Source organism: Streptodolium elevatio, from assembly GCF_053592165.1.
Genome location: NZ_JBSFVE010000001.1, coordinates 129414 through 153817 on the forward strand (window position 1 = coordinate 129414; position 24404 = coordinate 153817).

Annotated in this window: 23 protein-coding genes; 17 read left to right on the forward strand and 6 right to left on the reverse strand. The window is 71.6% G+C overall.

What is annotated here, in order from left to right:
* Positions 1-191 precede the first annotated feature (191 nt).
* Complete coding sequence (locus ACWD12_RS00555) at positions 192-497, forward strand: hypothetical protein (protein WP_450097732.1); 306 nt, start codon at positions 192-194, stop codon at positions 495-497.
* Positions 498-556: 59 nt separating this feature from the next.
* Here ACWD12_RS00555 and ACWD12_RS00560 read toward each other — a convergent pair whose 3' ends face one another.
* Complete coding sequence (locus ACWD12_RS00560) at positions 557-976, reverse strand: hypothetical protein (protein ID WP_450097733.1); 420 nt, start codon at positions 974-976, stop codon at positions 557-559.
* A 58-nt stretch (positions 977-1034) separates the two neighbouring features.
* Here ACWD12_RS00560 and ACWD12_RS00565 point away from each other — a divergent pair, with 58 nt between their 5' ends.
* Both ACWD12_RS00565 and ACWD12_RS00570 read left to right on the forward strand, forming a co-directional pair.
* Positions 1035-1340, forward strand: a complete 306-nt coding sequence (locus ACWD12_RS00565; RefSeq protein WP_450097734.1) for a YciI family protein — start codon at positions 1035-1037, stop codon at positions 1338-1340.
* A 37-nt stretch (positions 1341-1377) separates the two neighbouring features.
* A complete protein-coding gene (locus ACWD12_RS00570; protein WP_450097735.1) occupies positions 1378-1566 on the forward strand; it encodes a hypothetical protein in 189 nt (62 codons plus the stop codon).
* 145 nt (positions 1567-1711) lie between these two features.
* On the opposite strand, the gene ACWD12_RS00575 is transcribed toward ACWD12_RS00570, so the two are convergent.
* Positions 1712-2119 carry a MarR family winged helix-turn-helix transcriptional regulator gene (locus tag ACWD12_RS00575; protein WP_450097736.1) on the reverse strand — a complete coding sequence of 136 codons (408 nt, stop codon included), beginning with the start codon at positions 2117-2119 and terminating at the stop codon, positions 1712-1714.
* Positions 2120-2241: 122 nt separating this feature from the next.
* On the opposite strand from ACWD12_RS00575, the gene ACWD12_RS00580 reads away from it, so the two are divergent.
* The 10 genes from ACWD12_RS00580 (at position 2242) to ACWD12_RS00625 (ending at position 15999) form a co-directional block, all read left to right on the forward strand.
* Positions 2242-2691 (forward strand): RidA family protein, encoded by a 450-nt coding sequence (locus ACWD12_RS00580; RefSeq protein WP_358347422.1) that lies wholly within the window; start codon positions 2242-2244, stop codon positions 2689-2691.
* Between the two features lie 61 nt (positions 2692-2752).
* Entirely contained in the window at positions 2753-3991 is a 1239-nt protein-coding gene (locus tag ACWD12_RS00585) for an alkene reductase (protein ID WP_450097737.1), read from the forward strand.
* A 568-nt stretch (positions 3992-4559) separates the two neighbouring features.
* Positions 4560-7514 carry an AAA family ATPase gene (locus ACWD12_RS00590; RefSeq protein ID WP_450097738.1) on the forward strand — a complete coding sequence of 985 codons (2955 nt, stop codon included), beginning with the start codon at positions 4560-4562 and terminating at the stop codon, positions 7512-7514.
* A 1029-nt stretch (positions 7515-8543) separates the two neighbouring features.
* Positions 8544-9926, forward strand: coding sequence for a serine hydrolase domain-containing protein (locus tag ACWD12_RS00595; RefSeq protein ID WP_450097739.1), 1383 nt, complete (start codon positions 8544-8546; stop codon positions 9924-9926).
* Positions 9927-9967: 41 nt separating this feature from the next.
* Positions 9968-11191, forward strand: a complete 1224-nt coding sequence (locus ACWD12_RS00600) for a beta-ketoacyl-[acyl-carrier-protein] synthase family protein (protein ID WP_450097740.1) — start codon at positions 9968-9970, stop codon at positions 11189-11191.
* Between the two features lie 178 nt (positions 11192-11369).
* A complete protein-coding gene (locus ACWD12_RS00605) occupies positions 11370-11612 on the forward strand; it encodes an acyl carrier protein (RefSeq protein ID WP_358347409.1) in 243 nt (80 codons plus the stop codon).
* A gap of 143 nt (positions 11613-11755) precedes the next feature.
* Positions 11756-12694, forward strand: coding sequence for an NADP-dependent oxidoreductase (locus ACWD12_RS00610; RefSeq protein ID WP_450097741.1), 939 nt, complete (start codon positions 11756-11758; stop codon positions 12692-12694).
* A gap of 133 nt (positions 12695-12827) precedes the next feature.
* Positions 12828-13187, forward strand: coding sequence for an antibiotic biosynthesis monooxygenase (locus tag ACWD12_RS00615; RefSeq protein ID WP_450097742.1), 360 nt, complete (start codon positions 12828-12830; stop codon positions 13185-13187).
* A 381-nt stretch (positions 13188-13568) separates the two neighbouring features.
* A complete protein-coding gene (locus ACWD12_RS00620) occupies positions 13569-15635 on the forward strand; it encodes an FUSC family protein (protein ID WP_450097743.1) in 2067 nt (688 codons plus the stop codon).
* Positions 15636-15684: 49 nt separating this feature from the next.
* The gene (locus tag ACWD12_RS00625; RefSeq protein ID WP_450097744.1) at positions 15685-15999 is read left to right on the forward strand and encodes a hypothetical protein; all 315 of its coding nucleotides are present in this window, start codon (positions 15685-15687) and stop codon (positions 15997-15999) included.
* A gap of 2 nt (positions 16000-16001) precedes the next feature.
* On the opposite strand, the gene ACWD12_RS00630 is transcribed toward ACWD12_RS00625, so the two are convergent.
* The gene (locus ACWD12_RS00630; RefSeq protein ID WP_450097745.1) at positions 16002-16799 is read right to left on the reverse strand and encodes an SDR family NAD(P)-dependent oxidoreductase; all 798 of its coding nucleotides are present in this window, start codon (positions 16797-16799) and stop codon (positions 16002-16004) included.
* A 110-nt stretch (positions 16800-16909) separates the two neighbouring features.
* On the opposite strand from ACWD12_RS00630, the gene ACWD12_RS00635 reads away from it, so the two are divergent.
* The 3 genes from ACWD12_RS00635 to ACWD12_RS00645 all read left to right on the forward strand — a co-directional run bounded on the left by ACWD12_RS00635 (position 16910) and on the right by ACWD12_RS00645 (position 18915).
* Positions 16910-17965 (forward strand): hypothetical protein, encoded by a 1056-nt coding sequence (locus ACWD12_RS00635; protein WP_450097746.1) that lies wholly within the window; start codon positions 16910-16912, stop codon positions 17963-17965.
* Positions 17966-18055: 90 nt separating this feature from the next.
* Positions 18056-18595: a UGSC family (seleno)protein gene (locus tag ACWD12_RS00640; RefSeq protein ID WP_358347392.1), complete on the forward strand. Its 540-nt coding sequence runs from the start codon at positions 18056-18058 to the stop codon at positions 18593-18595.
* Positions 18592-18915 carry a hypothetical protein gene (locus ACWD12_RS00645; protein ID WP_450097747.1) on the forward strand — a complete coding sequence of 108 codons (324 nt, stop codon included), beginning with the start codon at positions 18592-18594 and terminating at the stop codon, positions 18913-18915. Before ACWD12_RS00640 ends, ACWD12_RS00645 begins: the two co-directional genes overlap by 4 nt.
* A gap of 16 nt (positions 18916-18931) precedes the next feature.
* On the opposite strand, the gene ACWD12_RS00650 is transcribed toward ACWD12_RS00645, so the two are convergent.
* The gene (locus ACWD12_RS00650; protein ID WP_450097748.1) at positions 18932-20404 is read right to left on the reverse strand and encodes an acetyl-CoA acetyltransferase; all 1473 of its coding nucleotides are present in this window, start codon (positions 20402-20404) and stop codon (positions 18932-18934) included.
* Between the two features lie 273 nt (positions 20405-20677).
* On the opposite strand from ACWD12_RS00650, the gene ACWD12_RS00655 reads away from it, so the two are divergent.
* Positions 20678-20839 carry a hypothetical protein gene (locus ACWD12_RS00655; RefSeq protein WP_358347383.1) on the forward strand — a complete coding sequence of 54 codons (162 nt, stop codon included), beginning with the start codon at positions 20678-20680 and terminating at the stop codon, positions 20837-20839.
* A gap of 195 nt (positions 20840-21034) precedes the next feature.
* On the opposite strand, the gene ACWD12_RS00660 is transcribed toward ACWD12_RS00655, so the two are convergent.
* Both ACWD12_RS00660 and ACWD12_RS00665 read right to left on the reverse strand, forming a co-directional pair.
* Entirely contained in the window at positions 21035-22816 is a 1782-nt protein-coding gene (locus ACWD12_RS00660) for a bifunctional metallophosphatase/5'-nucleotidase (RefSeq protein ID WP_450097749.1), read from the reverse strand.
* A gap of 156 nt (positions 22817-22972) precedes the next feature.
* Positions 22973-24232 (reverse strand): CapA family protein, encoded by a 1260-nt coding sequence (locus ACWD12_RS00665; RefSeq protein ID WP_450097750.1) that lies wholly within the window; start codon positions 24230-24232, stop codon positions 22973-22975.
* Between the last annotated feature and the right edge of the window lie 172 nt (positions 24233-24404).

Below are 24404 nucleotides of genomic sequence, written 5' to 3' on the forward strand. Positions count from 1 at the left end.
GGCGAGAGCGGGTGGGCGGGTGGGCTTGGGGGTGGGGGCGGGATTGTCGAGGTGAGTGTCTGGGTGGGTGTCGGGGTCCGGGGGTAGGATGCGGGGCCATGATCGTGCGACCTTCGTGGAGATGGCGCGAAGCCGTGGCTGATGAGTCTCGGGGGCTCGCTGACGGGAGTCTCGCAGCCGACGATGCGTTCATGACGGATCTCTATCCGGTTGCGAAGATTGAGGAAACGGACGCGGTACTCGTCGACTTCGCGGAGCGCCTGCTTGTGCTGCCGGACCTGACGGACGGCACGGTGATGTCGCTCGTTGAAGCGACTGTGCTGCGACTTAACGACGTCAACCGACGCCTGGGTTCGGTGTTCGAGACTACTGAGCGCGATGAACTCGCCTACTACTTGATCGAATCCCTTGAGGACGTCGGTCTGGATGTCGCGGGGCTGATGGCTCGTCAGGGGCGGGAGCGGTACGAGCTGACTGACGAATGGCGTGACTGGTAATCGTCGGTCGGTTCCTTGGCTCTGAGAACGCTCCGATTTGGTGGGGCGAGGTGCGGGGGTCAGGGAGTGGGCGGTTTTGCCCAGGGGGCGAAGCGCTGGTCGGGGACGGCGTCGTCGCGCCAGTACCTCAGGACCGTTTCGTGCACGACGTCGAGTCGTTCCGCCGCGATGAGGCACGACATGGGCTCGGAGCCGCCGGCGTCGGCGTCGAATGCGACCACGACGGGCGGCTCCTCCCCCAGTTGACGGGACAGTTGCAGAAGCTCGTCGGGGGACGGGGCGCGGAAGGCGGCGTCGGAGAAGGCGGACGGGCAGCTGACGAACGTCGTTTCGTGGAAGACCAGTTCCAGACCGTGGTGGTACGTCAGGTCGTACCCGGCCGCAAGGCGGAACTGGGCGGGGGCCCAGGTGATTACCTCCCAGTCCCACCACGAGCCGTCCGGCAACTGCAGGGCGCTGCGTTGTGTTGCGTCCGGCATGCTTGCCCCCGTCGGTTCGAAGAGATCGACATGCTAGGCGGACGGCTTGGGAGGGTGCGTGCAGTTTCTTTTGGTGGCGTACGACGGCACCGACGAGCAGGCTTTGGAACGGAGATTGCGCGTACGGGACGACCATGTCCGGCTGGGGGACGCGATGGTCGCCGCGGGGAGCATGCTCTTCGGTACGGCGATTCTGGACGGCGCCGACCGGATGATCGGGTCCATGCTCGTACTGGACTTCCCGTCGCGGGACGAGCTCGACGCCTGGCTGAAGGTGGAGCCGTATGTGACGGGTGGTGTGTGGGAGCGGATTGACGTTCAGCCGTGCCGAGTTGGGCCGTCGTTCGCTGCCGTTCGCCCCTGAGTGAGGTCATCAAAAGTCGTTGTCAGGGGCGGGAGTTGTGAGTCGGCGGCGGTACGTGGCGCGTGGGGTGCCGGGCGGATATCGGATCTGGGACAACAAGCGGCAGCGGTGGTGGGGTGAGCTGTACGAGCTGTGTCCTGATGATCTGCCCGTCGAGCTGAACGGTGCGGCGGACTACGCGCGGGTCACTGCGCTGCTCAAGCGGTATCGGGCCTTGAAGCGGTAGGGGGAGCCCCGCGGGGCGGGGAAGCGGATGAGCGGCACGCAGGCGGGGGCTCAGGCGCGCAGGGCGGGTGGGGCCCGCAGGCGGGTGGGCCCGCAGGCGGGTGGGCCCGCAGGCGAGAGAGGCGGGACTCCGTACCGGGCCGGGGTCAGGACAGGAGGGCCGTGACCAGGGGGGCCAAGGCGGGGGTCGTGGCCTGGGTTGCCAGGGACGCGGTCAGGGCCTCGGCGTAGGTGGGGGCGGCGGCGGACCGGGTACGCCGGCCTTCGTCGGTGATGACGGTGTAGACGCCGCGGCGGTCGGCGGGGCAGAGGTCGCGGCGGGTGAGGCCGTCGGCTTCGAGGCGGGCGGCGAGGCGGCTCACGGAGCTCTGGTTGAGGCCGATGCGGGCCGCGAGGTCCTGCATGCGGAGTTCGCCGTCGTGGGCGGTGGAGAGGTGGCAGAGCGCGCGGTACTCGGAGAGCCCGAGGTTGTGGGTGCGCTTGAGGGCTCGTTCGAGGTCGTGTTCGACGCGGGCGTGGAGGGTTGTGAGTTCGTCCCATCGGGCCGGGTCCATGGGTGCCCTCCTCTGCGGTCGGTTCGGATTGCCTGTTGACACGAGCTTACATGCATGCACAACATATGCATGTGCAAGCAATAAATGTATGAGCATGGATCTGACGAGAGGACGTGTGTGCCATGACTGCGGTGACGGCGGCGGCGAAGACCGGGCGCGAGTGGGTCTCGGAGGACGGGCGGATCGAGCGGATCGCCACGGAGCCGGACTGGTACGAGTCGTACAAGATCTCGCAGGCGGTGCGGGCGGGGGGCCTTGTGTACGTGTCCGGCCAGGCCGGCTTCACCGAGGACGGCAGGACGGTGGAAGGCGGGTTCCTGGCACAGGGTCGGCAGGCGTTCCGGAACCTGCAGCGGGTGCTCGAGGCGGCGGGACTGACGTTCGCGGACGTGGTGAAGGTCGGGATCTTCGTCCGTGACATGGCCAGCCATCTGGATCAACTCATCGAGCTGCGCGAGGAGTTCCTGGTGAAGCCCTATCCGGCGGACACGCTGATCGAGGTCGTGGCCCTGGCCCAGCCCGACTGGCTCATCGAGGTGGAGGTCGTCGCCTTGGACCGCCGACAGGACTGAAGCGGCGGATCAGCGGAGCAGAGGCTCGGGACGAGCGGGAAAGACGATCAGGGAACCGGAGATGGAGACAGCAGTGGGTGCGTACGAGCGGTTGTTGGCGTCGGTTTCGGTGGGTGGGCGCGAGTTGGCGAATCGCGTCGCGATGGCGCCCATGACGCGGGGGCGAGCGGACGACGTGAGCGGGGTGCCGAGCCCGCTGACGCCCGAGTACTACCGGCAGCGGGCGGGCGCGGGGCTGTTGATAACCGAGGGGGCGTACGTCAATCCGCTCGCGAAGGGCGGCCCCGGGATCCCCGGGATCCACAGCGAGGAGCAGGGTGACGCGTGGCGGGCCGTGACCGAGGCCGTGCACGAGGAGGGCGGCACGATCTACGCACAGCTTTGGCACGTGGGACGCATGACGCATCCGCTTGTCCTTCCGGAAGGCGCGTTGCCCGTGGCGCCATCGGCGGTACGGATCGACGGGCCGCAGATCTTCACGCGGGACGGGTGGGTCGACCATGTGACGCCGCGTCCGCTTACGGCGGAGGAAATTGCGGAGACGGTACGGGACTTCGCGCACGCGGCCGAGGTCGCCGTGGCGGCCGGGTTCGACGGGGTGGAAATCCACGGCGCCAACGGCTACTTGGTGCAGCAGTTCCTGGCGGAGAACACCAACCGGCGGACGGACGCGTACGGCGGATCGCTGAACGGCCGGCTGCGCTTCGCGGTCGAGGTGACCGAGGCGGTCGCGGCGGCCGTGGGCGCGGAGCGTGTCGGGTTGCGCGTCTCGCCGGGGAACGACGAGAACCAGATTGCCGAGGCGGATCCTGCGGCGACGTACGGTGCGTTGGTGGAGGCCGTGGCACCTCTGGGACTTGCGTACCTGCATGTGCTGAAGCGCGGCGAGTTCGAGGCGGTTTCGGAGATGCGGCGACGGTGGTCCGGGACACTGATCGCCAATCACAACGGCCCCGCGCCGAGCAGCCCGGACTTCGGGGCGCGGTTGGTGGCTGACGGCAGCGCCGATCTCGTGGCGTTCGGACGGCTGTTCATCACAAATCCCGACTTGCCCGCGCGCCTGCGAGGCGGTGTGCCGTTGGCGCCGCCCGCGACGGAGAACGTGTACGGCGGTGGGGCGGAGGGGTACATCGACTACCCGGCGGCCGTTGGAGAGATGGGGGCGGGGATAGGGACGTCGGGGCCTGGGGTGGGGGTGGAGGCAGAGAGTGGGCAACTGGCCAGGGAGCAGACGGCATTCGAGGCGGGGGTGAGGGATGGACTATCCGACGGTGATCGGGTGTTGACCGCTGGGAGTTGATTCTGAGGGGACTCTTGGGCGGATCAGTCGGGTGCGCCGTCGGCAAGGGTGGGTCTGGCCTCAGGGCGGGCGTGCGGGCGTGCGGGCGGCGCAGCCCGGGTGGGCAACATGCGGGCGCTGCCTGGGCCTGGCGGAGCAGCTGCGGGGCGGCTGGGCGGAGCCGTGTGGGTGGCGCTGGGGCGCGGTTCGGCCCGGGTCGGCGGTGCGGTGGGGGCGCACGTGGCGGTGAGACGGCCCAATGGGCGGTCGGGCTCAGGGCTGCGGGCGTGGCGAGGCGGTGTTGGTTCAGGCGGCGGTCGCGTGTGCGCGGCGGGATTGTGGTTGTGCGGCTCGCCCAGGGGGCGTCTCGGAATCGTGGCCGTGGCGGGGGCGGGATGCGACGGGATGGCGACGTACGCGCGGGGTCTGGGAATACGCGGAGGCGGGAGTTCCGGGGTGCCGGACTGTGTGGGGTGCGGGACAGCGGGACTGTGGGGATTCGGAACTGTAGGGATTCACGTGCGGGGCTGAAATCAGGCCGTTGTCCGCGTCGACATAGGGGTTGGCAGGGCACGGCTAGGCTCGAGGGATGCTTTTCGGACGTGGTGGCGAGGTGGCCGCGCTTGCGCGTGTGATCGACGATGCACGCGGTGGGCGGGGCTCGGCGCTGTCCCTCACCGGTCCGCCGGGGATCGGGAAGACGGCGCTGCTCGGCGAGGCGGTGGCGTACGCCCACGATGCCCGCGGTTTCCGCGTACTGCGCACGACGGGGATCGAGTCCGAGGCCGGGTTGCCGTTCGCCGCACTGCATCAGCTCCTTGCTCCGGCGCTCGACCGGATCGCCGAGCTGCCGGAGCCTCAGGCGGCGGCGCTGCGTAAGGCGTTCGGCCTCGCGCAGCCGACCGACGACGCCCGACTGTTGGTCGGTCTCGGGCTGCTCACTCTCCTCGGCGAACTCGCCGAATCCGAACCGGTGTTGTGCGTCGTCGACGACGTGCAGTGGCTGGACGTACCGTCGGCGGCGGCACTGGGGTTTGCGGCGCGCAGGCTGGCGGCCGAGCGCGTGGCCATGCTCTTCGCGGTCCGGGACGACGAAGCCGAGACGGCCGCCGGAGCGGCGGGCAGCCTTACCGGGATCCCGACGCTGACTCCTCCCCCGCTGGACTCGGAGTCCGCGGCCGCGGCTCTGGCCGTGCACTCCCCCGATGTTGCGGCGACGGTACGTGCGCGCATCCTCGCCGAGTCATCCGGAATCCCGCTCGCTATCCACGAGTTGGCGGCGGCGCTGAATGCCGCGCAGCGGGCCGGCGCAGCGCCGCTGCCTGCCGCGCTCGGTGCCCGGGACGCCGTCGCGCGGACGTTCCGCGGGCGCCTGGTGGAACTCGCCCCGGGTGCCAGGCGGCTCGTCACCGTGGCAGCGGCGCATGGGAGCAACGAGATCGGCACCTTGCTCACCGCGGCACGCAGCCTAGGCTGCCAACTCGGCGACCTGGACGCCGCGGTGGAGGCGGACGTTTTGGTGGTGACCGGTGAGACGTACGCGTTCCGGCACCCGCTCATCCGGTCGACGGCGTACCAGGACGCGACGCTCACCGAGCGGGTCAACGCGCACCGTGCCCTCGCCGACGCTCTGACCGACAACTTTGACAGCGCTTATGACGGCGGGTCCGATGGCCCTGGCGAGGGTGAAGTCGTTGATTTCGTAGGTGAGGTCGACGGTGGGCCCGATGGGAAGTTGGGAGCGGGGCGGCTCGCGACGGGCCGCGGTACGCCCGGTCGAGTAGGTAGCGGGCGGGATGCCGCAGCCGCCGATCCGGTCCCGGCGGCCGTGTGGCATCTGGCTCTCGCTGCCACCGGTCCCGACGCCGACCTGGCCGCTGCGATGGAGCGGGCCGCCGATCAGGCGTGGGCGCGTGGCGGCGTGACGGCTGACGCGTACCGGCAAGCCGCCCGTCTGGCGCCGGAGCGTGCCGAACAGGCAAGGCTGTTGATGCGAGCGGCGCAGGCCGCGATCGTCGGCGGGCAGACTGACCAGGCGGTCGAGTTCTCGCGCCTCTCCGCGGAGTTGACCGACAACCCGGTCACGCGCGGCGCCTTGGCGATGATCGATGCGACAGCGGAGAACTTCCGGGGCCGACCGCGCCGCGCGGCACGGGTATTGGCCACCGCGGCCGAGCGGATCGTCGGCGGCACGGACGAGGCAGGACACGGCGGCAACAGCGACGCCGAATCCGCAACGGCCGGCACGCTCCTCACGATCGCGGCAGGGTACGCGTGGTTCTCGGGCGATGGCCAAACGCTCGGCCAAGTCGCGGAGTTGGCAGGGCGCAGTGCCCCGCGAGCGCCGATCACTGCGGCGATCCAGGGGATGGCCGAGCTGGCCGCGTCCGAGCCCGTGGGCGATCCGGAGGTCGGCGTTCCCCCGATGACGGCTCTCGTCGAGCGCGAACGCGCCCACCCGTCCCAGTCGTTGATCGACCGCATGTTTGCGGCACACGTGGCACGGATCCTCGGCGACGACGTTGCGGTGGCCGAGTTCGCCGAGGCCGAGGCGGCGCGCTGCCGGGCGTGGGGCACCGTGAGCGCTCTGCCCGACGTCCTCGCCGGGCTGGCGCGTGGGCAGTTCGCGGCCGGTCGGCACCGTGACGCCGAGGCGACGGTGGTCGAGGCGCTCGGCTTCGCGCGCGAGACCCGGCAGGCGCACGCCGTCGACGACTTGCAGCGGATCAGTCTGCGCGTCGCTGCGGTTGCAGGCGACGAAGCGCGCTGCCGGGCGATCGCCGGCGCGCATGGGCAAATTGCCGATGATCCGGCCTTCGCACTTCTGGACCTCGGACTCGGACGCTACGAGGAGGCGTTGACCCGGCTCGTGGCCATCGCCGAGGACCCGGCGGGCCACGTTGCGTTGGCCGCATTGGCCGTCCCGGACCTGGTCGAGGCGGCGGTACGCGCGGGCCACCCGGACCGTGCCGCGAAGCACCTGCCCAGGTTTCTCGCGTGGGCAGAAGCTTCGCCTGTCGCGTGGCCTCGGGCGGTCGCGCTGCGCTGCCGGGCGCTCGTGTCGAGCGAGGCCCGGGAGAGCGATGTCGAACGGCTGTTCGCTGCGGCGATCGAGGAACATGCGGTGGCCACCAGGCCGTTCGAGTTCGCTCGCACCGAACTGTTGTACGGGGAATGGTTGCGGCGCGCACGGCGCCGCACGGATGCGCGCACGGTCCTGCGCTCCGCCGAGGCGCGCTTCGCACGGCTGGGCGCGGCCCCGTGGGCGGAACGGGCGCGTGGCGAACTACGGGCGGCCGGCGAGCGGGGTACGCAGGCCGCCGTCGCGGCCGAGCCGACGGCCGTCGCGGCTGCCGCCCTCGACGCTCTCACGCCGCAGGAGCTCCAGGTCGTACGTCTGGCGGCGGGCGGTGCGAGCAATCAGGACATCGCGGCCCAGTTGTTCCTGAGCCGCAGGACGGTCGAGTACCACCTGTACAAGGCGTACCCGAAGCTCGGGATCGGCTCGCGCCGCGAATTGATGCGGCTGCGGGCTGAGGTGTAGGGCTGCCAGCTGCCGCAGTATTGGTACGGAGTGGGTGGCTGGCCCGGAGACCAGGGGCCGCCGCCCGCTGTCGGGAACGTCGGGTTGCGGGGTCAGAGACCGCCGGACTGCCGGGTTGCGACGCGATGTTGTCGCGGTGGGACGCGGTGTCGAACGGGATCTCGAACGCGGTGGGACTTCGTTGTTTCGGGTGGTCGGGGGGCTTGGTCGGCACCTGGCGGCAGCGGCGGACGTTCCCGAGATATGGAAGGGACGGGCGGGGGGAGGAACCGGTGGAGAGGGACCGACGGGGGTGGGGACCGGGTCGGACACCATCTCCTCATACGCGCGAGATCACGCGTCGGCGACGGCGGCAACATGAGGCGCTGGCAACAGGCGACGTCGGTGGCAGCGGACGGCGGGCGCAAGGAGCGTCGGCGGACGCGAGCCACAGACGGCGCGGTGACCGCAGGTGTAGGCAGCATCGGGCGTCGGTGATAGCGGACCACGGTGACGGGGGCGCTGCCGGGAGTAGGCGCCGGGGGGTAGGGCGTGGGTGACAGCGGGCCTCAGTGGCCGTGGGCGTAGCCGAGGGCAGACGCTGGTGGCATGGGGCGTGGGGGACAGCGGGCCTCGGTGACGGTGGGCGCTGGCGGGAGTAGGCGCCGGGGGCTTGGGGCGTGGTGACGGCGGACCGCGGTGACAGCGGGCGCGTTGCCGGGGGTGGGTGCTGGGGGCTTGGGGCGTCGGTTGCGGTGGGCGTGCGCAAAGGGCAGACCGCGCGGGGGACGTCGGTGGGGTCGCGTGGGGCGGCGTGGATGTGCCTTGGGGGCGGCGAATCGTGGTGGCGGGCGGGCCCGCCACGCCACCCGACGTCACGATTCGTACATGACTGCATCCGCTCTGTAGCTTTGATGCGCGTCACCGCCACAGACGCCGTCACCACCCAGGCACCACACGCCCGGCATCACCAGGACACCACCTAAAGCACCGTCGCAGGCACCGACGCAAGCACGGCCGACAGCGCCACCGAAAGGAAGCACCTCCCTGATGGACTTCGACTACTCCCGTTGGAGCGAGCGGTTGCAGGAGTTGTGCCGCCTCCACGATGTCCCGGGAGCCACACTGGCGATCGGTGTGGGCGGGGAGGTCCACGAGGTCGCGGTCGGGGTGCTCGACAAGGCCACCGGCGCCCCGATGGGCAACGACGCGATGTTCCAGATCGGTTCGATCACCAAGGTCTACACCGCCACCGCGGTCATGCAGTTGGTGGCGCAGGGCGCGGTCGAGTTGGACACGCGTGTGTGCGAAGTCCTGCCGGGCTTCCGAGTCGCCGACCCCGCCACGACGCGGTATTTGACCGTACGACACCTCCTCAGCCACACCAGCGGCTTGGAGAACGGCGTGTTCCCCGACGTCGGTTCGGACGACGACTGCCTGGAGCGCTACCTCGCTTCCTGCACCGACCTCGGCCAACTCCACCCGCTGGGCGCGCTCGGCGCGTACTCCCATGCGGGCTTCCTGATCGCCGGACGCCTCGTCGAACGCCTGACGGGCAAGGTCTGGGAGTCGGCCGTACGCGACCTCCTGCTCGCCCCCCTCGGCCTGCACGACACCGTGACGCGCCCCGACTTGGCCGACCACGCCCGCCGCGTACCCGGCCACCGCACCCCCTCCGCCCCCGCCCTCTCCTCCCTCGACCCCGGGCGCGCGTCCGCCCCCGTTCCCACCCCCGCACCACTGCGCTGGGACACCCCGAGGGTCATGGGCCCCGGCAGCGGATTCTGCGCCACCGCAGGCGACATGGTGCGGTTCGCGATGGCACACATGTCCGACGCCGAAAGCAACCTGCCGCCCGCCGCCGTCAAGGCGATGCGCGAACCGCAGGCACCGATGCCCTGTGCCTGGGGCGGCGGTTACCGCGGACTCGGCTGGCGCCTCTACCCGGGCAAGCACTCCTCGACCTATGGCCACGGCGGCGAGTTGCCCGGGCTGCTCACGTACCTGTACGCCGTGGAGAACCCATCGCTCGCGATCGCCTTGTGCTCGAACGGCGGTGACAACATGGCGCTGCGGTCGGACGTACGCGACGACCTGGCTGCGCTCGCGGGCGTGACCGTACGCCGGTTCGAGGCTCCGGACACACCGGCGGACATCGACATCGAGCCCTTCCTCGGCACGTACCGCTGCTCGCCCGCCGAAGCGCGGCTGGAACGCGACGGCTCCGGCATCTGGCTCCGGCCCCGCTTCGTGGGCGGCGGGGCCCGCGGCACCCTGATGCCCCGCGAGACGCGGCTCGTCCCGGTCACCGACACGTTGCTCGCGGGCTTCGAGTGCGACGGGGCGTACCCCATCCCGGTGACGCTGCACGTCCTCCCCGACGGCAGCCGCTACATCTACGCCCGCGAACGCACCCTCCGCAAAGTCTCCTGACCCGCGAACGTCTTTGCGAACGCATCTGATTGGAGCCTGCTGTGAAGGTACGCGACGTCGTGGTCACCGGCATCGGACTGGTCACCCCGGCCGGGATCGGTGTGGACGCCACCTGGAACGGCCTGCTCGCCGGGACCCCCACCGCCCGGCGCGACCCCGAACTGGCCGGACTCCCCACCGACTTCTCGTGCCGGGTGCCGGACTTCGACGCGGCGCGGCTGCTCGGGGGCGTACTCGCCGCCCGGTTGGAGCGGTTCGCCGCAATGGCCGTGGTCGCGGCCCGCGAAGCCGTGGCGTACGCCGGCCTGGACCCGAGCACGTGGCAGAACGAGCGGGTCGGGGTCGTCGCGGGTACGGCGACCGCCTCCCTGTCCCCGGTCGGGGACGTCTGCGCGAAGATGGAACGCGGTCAACACCACCTCGTATCACCGAGGTTCCTGCCGCGCACGATCCCGAACATGTCCGCCGCCGAGATCGGTCTGGACCTCGGCGCCCGCGGGCCGAACCTCGTCACCAGCACCGCGTGTGCGTCGGGCGCGACCGCCATCGGGACGGCACTGGCGATGCTGCGCACCGGCATGTGCGACGTGATCGTCGCGGGCGGCGCCGAGTCGATGTGCTCGCCCGTCCCGTGCGCCGCGTTCGGCCAGATGCGCGCGCTCTCCCGGCGCACCTACGACCCGGCGGGCGCCTCCCGGCCGTTCGACGCCGACCGTGACGGCTTTGTGCTCGCCGAGGGCGCGGGCATGCTGGTCCTGGAGCACGCCGACCACGCCCGGGCACGCGGCGCGGTGCCGTTGGCGGTCCTGGCCGGGTACGGCGCCTCCTGCGACGCCCACCACCCCACCGCTCCCCATCCCGAAGGCGCGGGCGCGGCACAGGCGCTGCACGCGGCCATCGCGGATGCCGGTCTGTCTGCCCCGGACATCGCACACGTCAACGCGCACGGCACCGGAACCCGGCTCAACGACGCGGCCGAATTCCGGGCGCTCAAGGCGGTGTTCGAGCGCCCTCCCGTCGTCACCGCCAACAAGGGCGCGCTGGGCCACACCATCGGCGCCGCCGGAGCCGTCGAGGCCGCCGCCTCCGTCCTGAGCCTTCGGCACCAGGTTGTCCCGCCCACCGCAAACCTCGAACGCCAAGACCCGGACATCGACTTGGACGTTGTCACCAAGGTCCCCCGGGGCCTGCGCATGGACGCGGTGGCGACAACCTCCTTCGGGTTCGGCGGCCAGAACGCCGTCCTCGTCTTCACCACACCGTAGCCCTGACCCCGGCCCTAGCCCCGGCCTCGGCGTCGGCGTCGGCGTCGGCCCCCGGTCGCACACGTAGGCCGTAGACCCCGCCCGCACGCCCAGGCCCGACCGCCCCACCACCGCGTCACCGCATCACCGCCCCCACGCCACCTTCCCTCACCACCCCCACCACCTCTCGGAGGAAGCCATGCCCGGCTCCACGTACGACACGATCGCCACGGTGCTCACCACGACCCTCGGCCGCCCCGCGGAAGCGGTCGCCCCGGACACCGCCCTCGACGACCTGTTCCTCGACTCCCTGGCGCTCGTCGAGCTGAGCGTGAGCCTGACCGAGCAACTGGGCGTGCAGATCTCGGGCGTCGACCGGAGCCAGACACTCGCCGAGTTGAGCGACAAGTTGGACCGGATGGTCGCCGCCGCCAAGAGCTGAGCCCGACCCCGCGGAACTCCCGTAGTTCTACGGATTCGCCCCTCCCCGGGCCCGCATAGCTTCGTGACCGGCAACACGAGCGGCTGAACCCCAGAGCCGACAGGCCGCCAGGCCGCCGAATCACGACGCCCGAGGAGCCCACGATGAGCAAGGCAGCCCTCTTCCACACCCCCGGCGGGCCCGAGGTCCTGCACCTGGCCGAGGTGGCCACTCCCGAGCCCGGCGCCGGCGAGGTACGCGTACGGGTGAAGGCAGCCGGCGTACAGCCGTTCGACGTCGCGGTGGTCGAAGGCTGGGTGCCCGCGTACCTGACCGAAGTAGCCCCGCTGCCCCGCATCCCCGGCAACGAGTTCGCCGGTGTCGTGGACGCGGTCGGCCCGGGCGTGACGGCGAACGCGCTGGGCGCGGAGATCACGGTCGGCACCGAAGTCGCCGGCTTCTCGATCCTGAACAGCTACGCCGAGCACATCGTCGTGCCGGTCGAACACGTGACCGTCAAGCCGGCCGACATGCCGTGGGAGGTCGCGGGCGGACTGAACTCCGGTGCGCAGACGTCGTCCATCGCCCTGGAGATGCTCGGGGTCAAGGCGGGCGAGACGGTCCTCGTCAACGCCGCCGCGGGCAACGTGGGCACGATCGCCGTGCAGTTGGCGCGCGAGCTGGGTGCGACGGTCATCGGCACGGCCCGCCCGGAGAACCATGCGTACCTGCGCGAACTCGGCGCGATTCCGGTGGCGTACGGGCCCGGCACGGCCGACCGTCTGCGTGCCGCCGCCCCCGACGGGATCGACGCGCTGCTCGACGGCGCGGGCGGGGCCTCGCTCGACGCCGCCCTCGAACTCGTGGACGCCGCCCGCGTCATCACGCTGGTCGACCACCACCGGGCGATCGCGGGCGGGATCCGCACCACGGACCCGTCGCTGCGCCACGTCTCACGCCTCGCGCATGCCGCCGAGCTGTACGCGCGCGGTGCGCTCAAGGTCCACGTACGCCGCACCTACCCCCTCGCCCGTGCCGCCGACGCCCAGCGCGAGGTGGCGGTCGGCCACGGGCGCGGCAAGGTCGTCCTGCTCGTCCCCTGACCCGGGCGCACCCCGTTCGCCGTCCCCATCGCGAACCGCACTCCCAACTCCCAACCGCAGTCGCGACCCCAACCACACCCGCCATCGCAACGGCAATCGCGCACGCAACCGCAACCGCAACCAGGAGACCGCCATGAGCACCGACAACGGCTTCTACTCGATCATCGACTACACCGTGGACGGCCCCGCGACGCAGGCCGAACTGGTCGACGCCTTCGCCGCGATCCAGGAGCGCTGGGTCCGCTTCTACCCCGGCTACCGGTCGGCCAGGTTCCACGTCAGCACCGACGGCACCCGCGTCTACAACATCGTCGCGTGGGAGAGCGAGGCCGCCTACCGGGACTTCGTGGCAACCTCCGACACCGACGGACGCATGGCCGCCATACAGGCGGCGCTCGACGGCCTCACCGGTAAGGCCGAACCCCGCATGACGGGCGCGCCGACGTACCGCGTCGTCCGCGAGACAGGCCCCGGCCCGGCCGCCGAAGCGTGACCCTTCGGGGCGCGGTCATGGAAGGCGCGTCTCCGTCCGCCCGTACGGGAGCTGACGGGCGGACGGAGACGCAGCTCATGATGGTGTCTCATGGCCCGCGCGGTCACCTCAAGCGGCCGACGAGCGCCACCCATGCGTAGCGCCACCTGTGCATAGCGCCACCCATACGTAACACCTCCCGTTCGCAGCGCCGCCCATGCATGGCGCCGCCCATGCGTAGCGCCGCCCCCACGGAACACCGCCCACCAATTGCCACCCGTTCCAGGTGCCACCCGCCCCACCTCCCGGCTGCGCGTCGGGGTGCCCCGGCCGACAATGGCAGTCGGGGAGCCGGAGAGAGCCCCGGCCGGACAGGCCGCGTACCTGGTGACGGGACAAGCAATGGCGACAACCGGCAGACCCGCCGACGACCGCCCGGACCTCCCGGACCTCCGGCAGATTGTGCGACGCGCGCTTCGGGTCACGCTGGCCGCCTCGCTCGGGTTCTACGCGTGCCGGTACGCGTTCGGCCGCCCCGAAACGGCCATCTACGCGTTGTTCGGCGCTGTGGCCATGGGCGCGCTCTCGCGGATCCCCGGTTCGGGACGCCAGCGGGCGACGGTCGTCTTGGCCGCCCTCCCCATCGCCCTTGGCCTGGTCGCGATGGGTACGGCGCTCGCCGTGCACACCGCCGCGGCGGTCGCAGGCATGGTGGTCGTGGGGTTCTGCCTCGCGTTCGCCCCTGTCGCGGGGCCTCGCCCGGCCGGTGCCGCGCCGGGGCTCCAACTGATGTACATCTTGCCGTCGTTCCCGCCGTACGCCCCGGACCACCTGCCCGGACGGCTGGCGGGGGCGGCGATCGGCATGCTCCTGCTCGCCGCCGCCGAGGCGTGGGTGCTGCCGGTGCCCGGCCCGGAGAAGCCGTACCGCCGCCTCCTCGCCGATGCGATCCGCACCGCGGGCCTGGCCGCCGCGAAGTTGGCCGCCGAGCCGAGGCAGGGGCCGACCAACGCACCTGCCAACCCCTCGCACACCTCACCGGACACCTCACCGGACACCCTGTTGGACCACCTCTCAGACGCGGGAGAAGCCCTGCGCCCGGCGCTGCTGCCGCCCGCCGAGCGTCCCGCCGGGGCGGGCCGCACCGATCGCGCCCTCGCCCAGGCGGGTAGCGCGACCCGTGAACTGCTCGCGCAGTTGCAGGCCTTGGACGTCCGGGCGCCGGCCGTACGCGATCAGGCCTCGCGTTCGCTGCTCACGCGCGTGGCCGAGAGCTGCCGGGACACCGAACGCGCGCTGCGCGGCGGTCCGGCGCCTCCGCCCACCCGCATGGACGAGGCGATCGAGGCTTTCCAGGACGAGCGTCTGGCGCAGGCCCGCCGCCCGGCAGCCACGCGTCCGCCGCCGGGGGTGCTGCGCCACCAGGCAGCCGTCCTGGCCACCTCGGTGTCCGCGCAGATCGTGAAGTCGTCGGTACGCGTCGCGGTCGACGGCCGCCGGGCCCGTCCGCTGCATCCGGAGTCGGTGTTCTGGTACGCACGCCGGTCCACGCCGTCCCTGTACTGGCGGCGCGTACGCGGGAACCTGACACCGCGCTCGGTGTACTTCCAGAACGCCGTCCGGATCACCGTCGGCCTGTCGCTCGCCCGCCTGACCGCGGGCGCCCTGGATCTGGCCCACGGGTTCTGGGTGCTGCTCGCGGTGCTGACCCTGACCCGCACCAGCGCCATGGGGACCTGGCGCAATGTCCGCCTGGCCCTGGTCGGCACGTTCGCGGGCGCTCTGGCCGCGGCAGGTCTGCTGATCGGGTTCGGGCAGCACACGGGCGCGTACGCCGCGGTGCTCGCCCCCGCGATGCTGATCGCCTTCTCGGTCGGGCCGATGCTCGGCGTGGCCTGGGCTCAGGGGTTGTTCACGCTGGTGGTCGCGTCCGCGTTCGCGCAACTGGCGCCCGCGAACCGGGAGTTGGCCCAGGCGCGCATTCTGGACGTGGCCACCGGCTGCCTGGTCGGCCTGGTGTGCGGGGTGTTGGCGTGGCCGCGCGGCGCGAGTTCAGAAGTGCTGCGGGCCATGGCGCGTCTGCTGCGCAGTCTGGGCCACACCGTCGAGGCGACGACATCCGCGATGCTGCACGACGTCGACCCGCCCGGCCCGCCACCCGTCGCAGGCGCCTCGCCGTCCGCGGCACACACTGCGGCATCCGCGGCAGACACTCCGCATTCTGTCCCAGCCACGCCGCCGTCCGTCGCAGACACCCGGCACGCCCTGCGGCTCGCGCAGTCGTCGTTCGCGCAGTTGCAGGGTGAAGCCCCAGGGCCCGCGCGTCCGGCGGCCGACCGACTTGCAGGCCGTCCTCATCGCGGCGCACCACGCGCTGCTGGGTGCCCAGGAACTCCTGGACGGCCACCGTCAGTCCCCGCGCCCCAGGGCGCCGGACGCGATTTCGGCGTTCACCGCACGCGGCCGTGAACTGGCGCAGGCATGCGGGGTTCTCGCCGCCGAGGCGCTGGACGGCCGGGTGAACGCGGCGCCGCAGCCGGGATATGAGCAGGTCGTCCCGGCGGCACTGCTCGCGCCCGGGGGTGACGAGACCGCCGGACGCGACAGCGCCGCCCTGCCGCTCATGATCGACCTGGAGACATGGCTGAACGCCGTCGCCCGGGACCTGGCACGGATCCGCCCGCGGCGCACGGCTCCGGACACAGTCCCGGACGCGGAGCCGGACACGGCCCCGGACGAGAAGCCGGACGGAAAGCCGGTCACAGAGCCGAACCCGGAGCCGAACCCGGAGCCGAACACAGAGCCGAACCCGGTGCCGCCATCCGACAAGTGACGTCACTTCACGTCGTACGCCGGTCGGCTCCGCGACAAGAACGCCCCGTTGTCCGACAGCAGGAACTGCCCGGTCGTGTGCGCCGCGAGGTCGGACACCACGAACAGCACCAGCCGGGCCATGTCGTCCGGCTCGGACAACGCCCCCAGCGGGATGGCCCCCAGCAGCGCCGCCTGGAACTCGGGGGTCAGCGACGCCGCGACCTGCTCGGTCAGCGTCGTCCCCGGCGCCACCGCGTTGACCCGGATGCGGTGCGGCGCCAACTCCACGGCGAGGGTCTGCGTCAGGTGGTTCACCGCGGCTTTGGCCGCACCGTACGGGGCGAGTCCGGGCGCGGGCCGCGTGGTCTCCCCCGAACTCACGTTCACGATGCAGCCGCCCCGGCCGCCCGCGATCATCGCCCGCGCCTCCGCCTGGCACGAGTACGCCGTCGCCATCAGGTTCACGCCGACCACGTCACGCAACCCCTGCGGCGTCCAGTCGACGAATGCCGACGCACCGTGACCGGCCGTCATCCCCACGTTGTTGACGGCGATGTCCAACCCGCCGAACTCCGCAACGGCCGCGTCGACGACACGCGCCACCTGCGCGGGATCGGTCGCGTCGAACGCGCACGCGAGGGACCGTACGCCCTCCGCCGCCACCAGCGCGGCGGTCTCCTCTGCGGCCTCCCCGCGCAGGTCGGTGACCACTACGTCGGCCCCGGCCCGGGCCAGCCAAACGCACACCGCCCGCCCGATGCCCGCGCCGCCGCCGGTGACCAGCGCCGTTCGCCCGCCCAGATCGATGTCCACAGCCACAGGGACTCCTTGCGCAGTTGTTTCCGTCGTGTTCGACAACTCAATTATGTGATTCGGATTATCGAACACCACCATTGAACCTGACGACTCGTCAGGCTAACTTCTTGCGTGTGACAACCCTCGACACCGCCCTCACCATCGCCGACGAGTCCCCCGAAGCCCTGTACGCCTTCCTCGAATCCCGGGGCTGGGGCGACGGCCTTCCCGTCGTGGCCCCCACCCCGCAGCGCGTCGACGCGATGCTCGCGGCCTACGACGGGGACCCCGACGAGGTCATCGGCACGCTCGCGCCCCGCCTCGGCGAGGCCACGCCGCGCGTCCTCGCGGTCAACGCCGTGATGGCCGGGTGCACCCCCAACCTGCTGCCCGTCCTCGTCGCGGCCGTACGCGGCCTCGTCGCCCCCGAGTTCAACCTGCGTGGCGTCAACTCGACCACGCACCCGGTCTCGGCGATGGTCCTCGTGCACGGCGAGGCCGTCGAACGCTGCGGCTTCAACGCCGGAACGGGGACGCTCGGCCCGGGCAACCGCGCCAACGCCACCCTCGGTCGCGCGGTGCGCTTCGTGATGATGCACGTGGCGGGCGGCACCGCGAAGGGCCACGACGGCGCCGGCCTCGGCGACGCCTCCACACACGGCCAACCGTCGAAGTACACCTTCTGCTTCGCGGAGAACACCGCGGCGAGCCCGTGGCCCGCGTACCCGCGCACCCTCGGCCTCGACACCGCCAGCGCGGTGACGGTCGCGGGTATGGAGAATCCGCACAACTTCCACGACATGGAGAGCCGCGAGCCCGCCGGGATCCTGGACAAGGCCGCGACCGTGATGGCGACGTTCGGCACCAACAACGCGGTGGTGTCCGACGCGGAGTACTTCGTCGTCCTGGGCCCCGAGCACGCCGCGACGATCGCGGGCGCGGGGTGGGCGCGGCAGGACGTGCAGTCGTACCTGTACGAGAAGGCCCGCCGTCCCGCCGGGGACTTCCGCGCGCACTTCACCGCCAACCTGTGGCGCCCGTGGATGAAGGCACTCCGCGACGACGACCTCATGCCCATGACCGACCACCCGGAGAACATCCGTGTGCTGGTGTCCGGCGGTCCGGGCAAGCAGTCGTTCGTCGTGCCGAGTTGGGGCCGCACCCGCAGCGTCACCGTCCCGTTCGCCTGACGCCACCCCGCCCCCACCCGCGCACCCCCACCCGCACCCTGCCGCCGCCCCCCGCCGCCGTACGACGGCCGGACCGCAGAAGGACCCCAGATGATCGAGATCCTGTCCCCCGAGGGCCGCGTCGGCACGCCCGCCAAGGAGCTGGCGCCGAGCCCCGAACTCCTGTCCGGCAAGCGCATCGCCGTCCTCGACAACCTCAAGCCGCACGCCGGGTACATCCAGGGCGCGATCGCCCGCCTGGTCGCCGAGCGCACCGGCGCCACCGTGACCCTGGAGATCGCCAAGGTCAGTGCCGCCCTGCCCGCCGAACCCGAGGTCGTCGAACGCCTGCGCGCCGAAGCCGACCTGGTCATCACCGGATCGGCCGACTGCGGTTCGTGCACCTCCTGGAGCGCGCACGACACCGTCGAACTGGAGCAGCTCGGCCTGCCGACCGTCCTCCTGGCCACCGCCGGGTTCACCGAACTGGCCGAGCAGGTCACCGCGTTGTACGGGCTCCCGCAGGCCCGCGTCCTCACCGTGCCCGGCCCTCTCGGCGGCTCCTCCGACGCGCAGCTCGACGCCATGGCCGCCGATGCCGTCGAGCGCACGCTCGAACTCTTCACCGCGAAGCCGGAGGTACGCGCGTGACCGCCTCGCCCAACGCATCCAACACCAACGCCCGCACCAACGCCCCCACCGACGGGGCTCCAACCGACCGGGCCCCCACGGACGAGGCCCTCACCGCCGCCCTCGCCCCGCTCGCGAACGGCCTTGCGGCCGACGACTACCGCCTCGACATCGCGCGCACCGGCGACTTCGCCGTGTCACTGACCGTCGTGGCGGGGCCCGAGGCGTGCGCGGACTGCCTCGTACCGCAGGACATCACGCGGCGCATGGCCGAACAGCGCCTGACCGCCGTACAGCGCGCCGCATGGCAGATCGACGTCCACTACCCCGAAGGCCACTGACCGCGCGCCCCAGGCCTCACAGCGCCAACTCGGCCTCGGCCACGTGCACATGCCTGCCGACCCACTCGCCCTCGCAGAACGCCGCGACGACATCGGGGTCCGTCGACGTCGCGACCGTGCGCGCGCCGCCCGGCACCGCGACGATCGCGACGGCCTGCGTCGGCCCCTCCGGTCCTTCCACGACCGTGTAGCCGTCCACCGCGCCCAATCCCCGGTAGTCCCCGACGACCTCGCACGTCGTCGCGGCCTCGGCGGTACGCGCCGACAGGTCCTCCCCGTGGAACGGTGTGGCGGGCGGCGTCGCCGACCACACCGCGCCCGCCTGCTTGGTGACCATCCCCGACACGCACGTCACAAGTCCGGTGGCCGCGGGGTCGCCGCGCAGCACCTTCGCCATCGCGACCGTCGACTGGAGCACATAGCTGTTGAGCGGTCCGCCCGCGAACGACATGCCGCCGGTCACCGTCAGGTCCTGCCGGTCCTTCAGCCCGAGTTCGGCGGCCTGGATGCGCACGGCGGCCGGGAAGCAGCTGTAGAGGTCCACATACGTGGCATCCGACGCCGCGACACCCGTGTACGCGGTGAGCCAGGCCCCCACCGCCGCGAACCCCGGCGACCGGTGCAGCTGCGCCCGGGCGACGATCGGCACCATCTGGTTCGACTCCGCCGCGGCCCAGGGGAACACCCAGCGGTCGCGCGGCACTCCGTACCGCTCCGCGGCCTCCGCCGAGCACAGGATCAGCCCCGCCCCCTGGTCGACGCCCGCGCGCGAGCAGTGCGTACGCGTGTACGGGCGGGCCATCATCGGATTCGCCGCCGACGAGGCGGCGATCACGTCGGCGTCGACCGGCGCGCGGTGCCATGCGTCGGGGTTGTCGACCGCGCGGTCCGCGAACCGCGACCACAACTCGGCGACGCGCGCCGCGTGGTCTTCCGGGGACAGCCCCTCGGCGTGCCGCAGGGCCGACTCCAGGATCGCGTACTGCCGCACCGGGACGGGCAGTCCGCGCTCGATCTCGATGCGGTGCAGGATGTCGCCCACCGGGCTGAGCACCTGGTCGGGCGGCGTGTTCGGCAGCGGCTCGGTGATCGACGGGAGCCCCGTGCCGCGCAACTTGCGGTCGCGATAGCCGGCTTCGGCGCCCGTGACCAGCACCACATCCGCGTTGCCGGCCGCGATCAGGGTCTGCGCGTGGGTGAGCAGCGTCTGCTGGAGCACACCCAGTTCGGCGACGAGCGTACGCGCGCCCCCGGCGCCGAACCGGCCGGCGATGCGGCGTCCGGGGTCCCCCGGCCCCCACATGCCGCGCGGGATCAGCACCCGGTCCAGCGCCGCCAGCAGCTTGCCGCCCGGCCCGGCGTCGTCCGCGGCGGCCTCGGTGGCCGCGGTCATGAGTCCGATGGCGTCGAGCCCGCCCCCCGGCCGGTCGTCCCGCTGCTGGACGGCGGCCGCTCCCACGAGCACCGGCGTACGCGGATCCAAGGTCATGGCGGACTCCTCCCCTGCGGGCCGCGGTGGGGATCGCGGCCGCGCACCAGAGATACATGCACGGATGCAAGGGTTCAAGCTCCGGGGTGACCCTGAGACGGATCACGCGGTGCCCTCCTCCTCAAGTCGTACGTATCGCCGCCGAGGCCCACCAGTGGAGGCCCGGCAATCGCCGACCTGCGGGGGACGCCCGGTGTCGGGCCCGACGCATAAATTTGATCTCGTCAGCGCCGCTCCCCCCAGGAACGGTCACCGACCGAAACGAGAAGTGCCATGACGACCGCGACCCAGCCCCGCTCCGCCGCCCCGACGACCGCCGCCCCCGCATCGCCCTACGCCCACGGCCCGCTCCTCGCGATCATCGCGCGCCGCCGTCGGTATGCCCGGTCGGTCGCGACATCGCGCGTCACGGCGGCCCTGCGCCGCGTGGCCTGAGGTCCGGTCCACCCCCAGACGCGGCACAACCGCACGTGGCACCGTCACCCGATGACGAGGGTCCCGCACACCCAGAAGGTGTGCGGGGCCCTCGTTCTGTCTGCCCGTCAGATCGTCCGTGCTGCCTGGCCGAGCGGGCCGAGTGACCCGAGGAGCAACCCGGTCAGGCGGCCAACCAGGCAACCGGTCAGGCGGTCAGGCGGTGAAGGTGATCCGGTCCGCGGCCGGGACCGGGAGCGGGGCGGTCGCGGACGAGTGCGCGCCCAGGTAGGCGAGCAGGGCGTCCAGGTCGGAGGAGCCCACCAGCTTGTCCGTGCCGGTCGCGAGGGCCGGGAAGCCGTCGCCGCCGCCGGCCAGGAACTCGTTGACCGAGACGCGGTAGGTCCTCGCCGTGTCGATCGGCTCGCCGTTGAGCTTGACGCTGCCCGCGACGATCTTCGCGGCGCCGGTCTGCGACCGGTCGACGGTGTAGGTGAAGCCCTTCGAGACCTGGAGCCAGCGCGGGTTCGCCGCGTTGGCTCCGGTGACCTGCTGGGTCAGCACGTCGAGGATCGCCTGCCCGGTGAGGGTCTGCGTCACCATCATGTTGGTGAACGGCTGGACGGTGAACGCCTCGGCGTACGTGACGACGCCGTTGCCCTCGGGGCCTTCGTACGCGAAGTCGCTGCGGATGCCGCCCGGGTTCATGAACGCCAGCTGCGCGGCGCCCTTGTCCGGTGCGGCGGTCGCCTCCAGTTGGGCGTCCGCGATCAGGTCGCCCATCGGGCTCTCCGGTGCGGTGGAGCCGCGTCCGTCGATCTTGCCGGCGATCCAGCCGACCTGGCGGTTCGCGACCGGGGCCGCGAGCTTGTTCCACTCGGTGATGACCGAGGTCATCACCGGGTCCTTGGCGACGTCACGGCGTACGACGTGGTTGGCCGCGGCGACCTTGGTGCGCACGATGTCGCGCGTGCGCATGTCGTACGTCAGGTTGATCTCGGTGTAGAGGCGGCCGAAGGACGCGCCGCTGGTGACCAGGCGGGGCTGGCCCTTGGGGTCGGGGATGCTGCACACGTACGACTGGTGCGTGTGGCCGGTGACGACGGCGTCGATCTCGGAGTCGAGGTTCTTGGCGATGTCGACGACCGGGCCGCTGAGTCCGAGTGAGCCGCCCGCGTTGCAGTCGTAGTTGTAGACGTTGCTCGACGGCAGGCCGCCCTCGTGCAGCAGCACGACGATGGACTTGATGCCGAGCAGCTTGAGCAGCTTGGTGTAGCGGTTGGCGGTCTCGACCTCGTCCTTGAACCTGAGGCCCTTCACGCCCTCGGCGGTGACGATGTCGGGCGTGCCCTCCAGCGTCATGCCGATGAACCCGACCCAGGCGCCGTTGACGTACTTGATGCTGACCGGCGCCATGATCGGCAGGCCGGTGCGCTGGTCGACGACGTTGGCGGCGAGGTACTCGAAGTCGGCGCCGCCGAACTCCGCGCCGCTGGGCTTGTAGCAGCCCTCCTTCGGGTGGCAGCCGCCGTTCTGCATGCGCAGCAGCTCGGCGCGGCCCTCGTCGAACTCGTGGTTGCCGACCGAGCTGACGTCCAGGCCCAGGCCGTTGAGCGCCTCGATGGTGGGCTCGTCGTGGAACAGGCCGGACAGCAGGGGGCTGGCGCCGATCATGTCGCCGGCCGCGACGGTGAGCGAGTTGGGGTTCTTGGCGCGGGCCGCCTTGAGCTGCGTCGCGAGGTACTCGACGCCGCCCGCGGGGGTGGCCTTGGGTGCGCCGTCCGGCCCGATCTCCGTGATGTTCCCCGAACTGCCCTGCGGCGGTTCGAGGTTGCCGTGCAGGTCGTTGATCGCGAGCAGTTGGAGGTCCATCGTGCGGGACGGCGCGCCGCGGTCGGCCGAGGCCGGTGCTGCAGTGGTCAGGCCGCCTATGAGGCTCGCTGTGGCCACAGTGGCCACAGCGAGCCACCCGCGGTGCCGACGCCGGAGAACTGTCATTTTCGCTCCTGGGAAAATCCTGGGAACTGTCTCGGGCACAAGTACGAAACGCGCGGAGATACGGCGCACGACCCTAGGGTCTACGCGCGTTCGTTCCAAGACTTCCGAGGCAAATCCGACGTAACCACCCGTGAAATCGCCGGCTGCCCGGCGAAGTCACCGTCCGTCGGCGGACTCCCGCAGCCCGTCGGCCGCCGCCCCCTCGGACAGCACGGCGGCCCGGATCGACTCCAGCGGAGCCTGGTACGCCCCGGCGCGCGGCGAGCCCGCGGCGATCTCGGCGTTGATGTTGACGATGCGGAACGGCGGGCCCGGGTCGCTGAACTGCGGCAGGAACTCGGCCTGGTCGACCGCCCAGCCGCCGTCCGCGCCGCGCGCGAAGGTGAAGCGGGCGATCGAACTGTAGTTGCCGGCCATCTTGTCCTGGCCCGGGAAGTTGGCCATCTGGTCGCCCATGCCGTAGACCACCCACGTGCCGTTGACCTTGGCGTACGGCTGCGGGACGTGGTTGTGGGTGCCGAGGATCAGGTCGACGTCCTTGCGGCCGCCGTCGTTGGAGGCGGTCAACTCGCGGGCCCAGGCGAGTTGGTCGGAGTCGGGCTTGCGCTGCCACTCGGTGCCCCAGTGCATGCTGAGGACCACGATGTCGGCACCGGCGCGGCGGGCCGCGCGCGACTCCTCGACGATGCGCGAGACGTCGACGACGTTGACGGCCCAGGGCTTGTCCGCGGGCAGCGGGATGCCGTTGGTCGCGTACGTCCATGACAGGTGGGCGACCTTGACGCCCTTGACGTCCAGGATCGTCGGCGCGGCCGCCTCCTCGGCGCTGCGCGCCGAGCCCGCGTGCCGGACGCCGACGGTGTCGAGTTCGCCGAGCGTGCGCTCGATGCCCGAGAAGCCGTCGTCGAGGGTGTGGTTGGACGCCGTCGAGCAGCCGTCGTAGCCGGTGTCGGCGAGTGTGCGGGCGATCTGCGGCGGGGCCTTGAACAGCGGGTAGCCGGTGAACGGGCCGCCCGGCTTTCCGTACACGGTCTCCATGTGGCAGAGCGAGACGTCGGCGTCGCGCACGATGGGGAGCACGCCGGCGTAGATCTTGTGGAAGTCGTAGCCGTTGCCGCCGGCGTCGGCCTGCGCCTGCTGCATGATCGACGGATAGGCCAGCACGTCGCCCGTCGCCACCAGCGTGAAGCGCTGGGTCCCCGCCGGCGCTGCGGGGGACGTCCCGGGGGCCGGCGCCCCGGGCGCGGGTGCGGCGCGGTGGGCGGCGTCGCCCGGCGCCTGCGGCCCCCGGGGAGCCGAGGCACCGTCACGCTGGACGTCGCCGGCACCTCCGGAGGAGCACGCGGCCAGGGCGGCCGCGCAGCCCGCCGCGACCAGTGCGACGCGGGCACGCGATCGGAAGAGGTCGATTCTCATGGCTGATCGTTCTCCTGCCCGCCGGGAAGCGTCCGGAAATCATCGATGTTCCGGACAATGCACTGCTTTTCCGTTCTTTTCTGAACGCAACATCCCACGGGAAAAAGCCGTTTGCGAGCCCCGGCACGCCGGACGGGGAGTGATGCGGCCGCGAACAACCCGCTCAGACGAT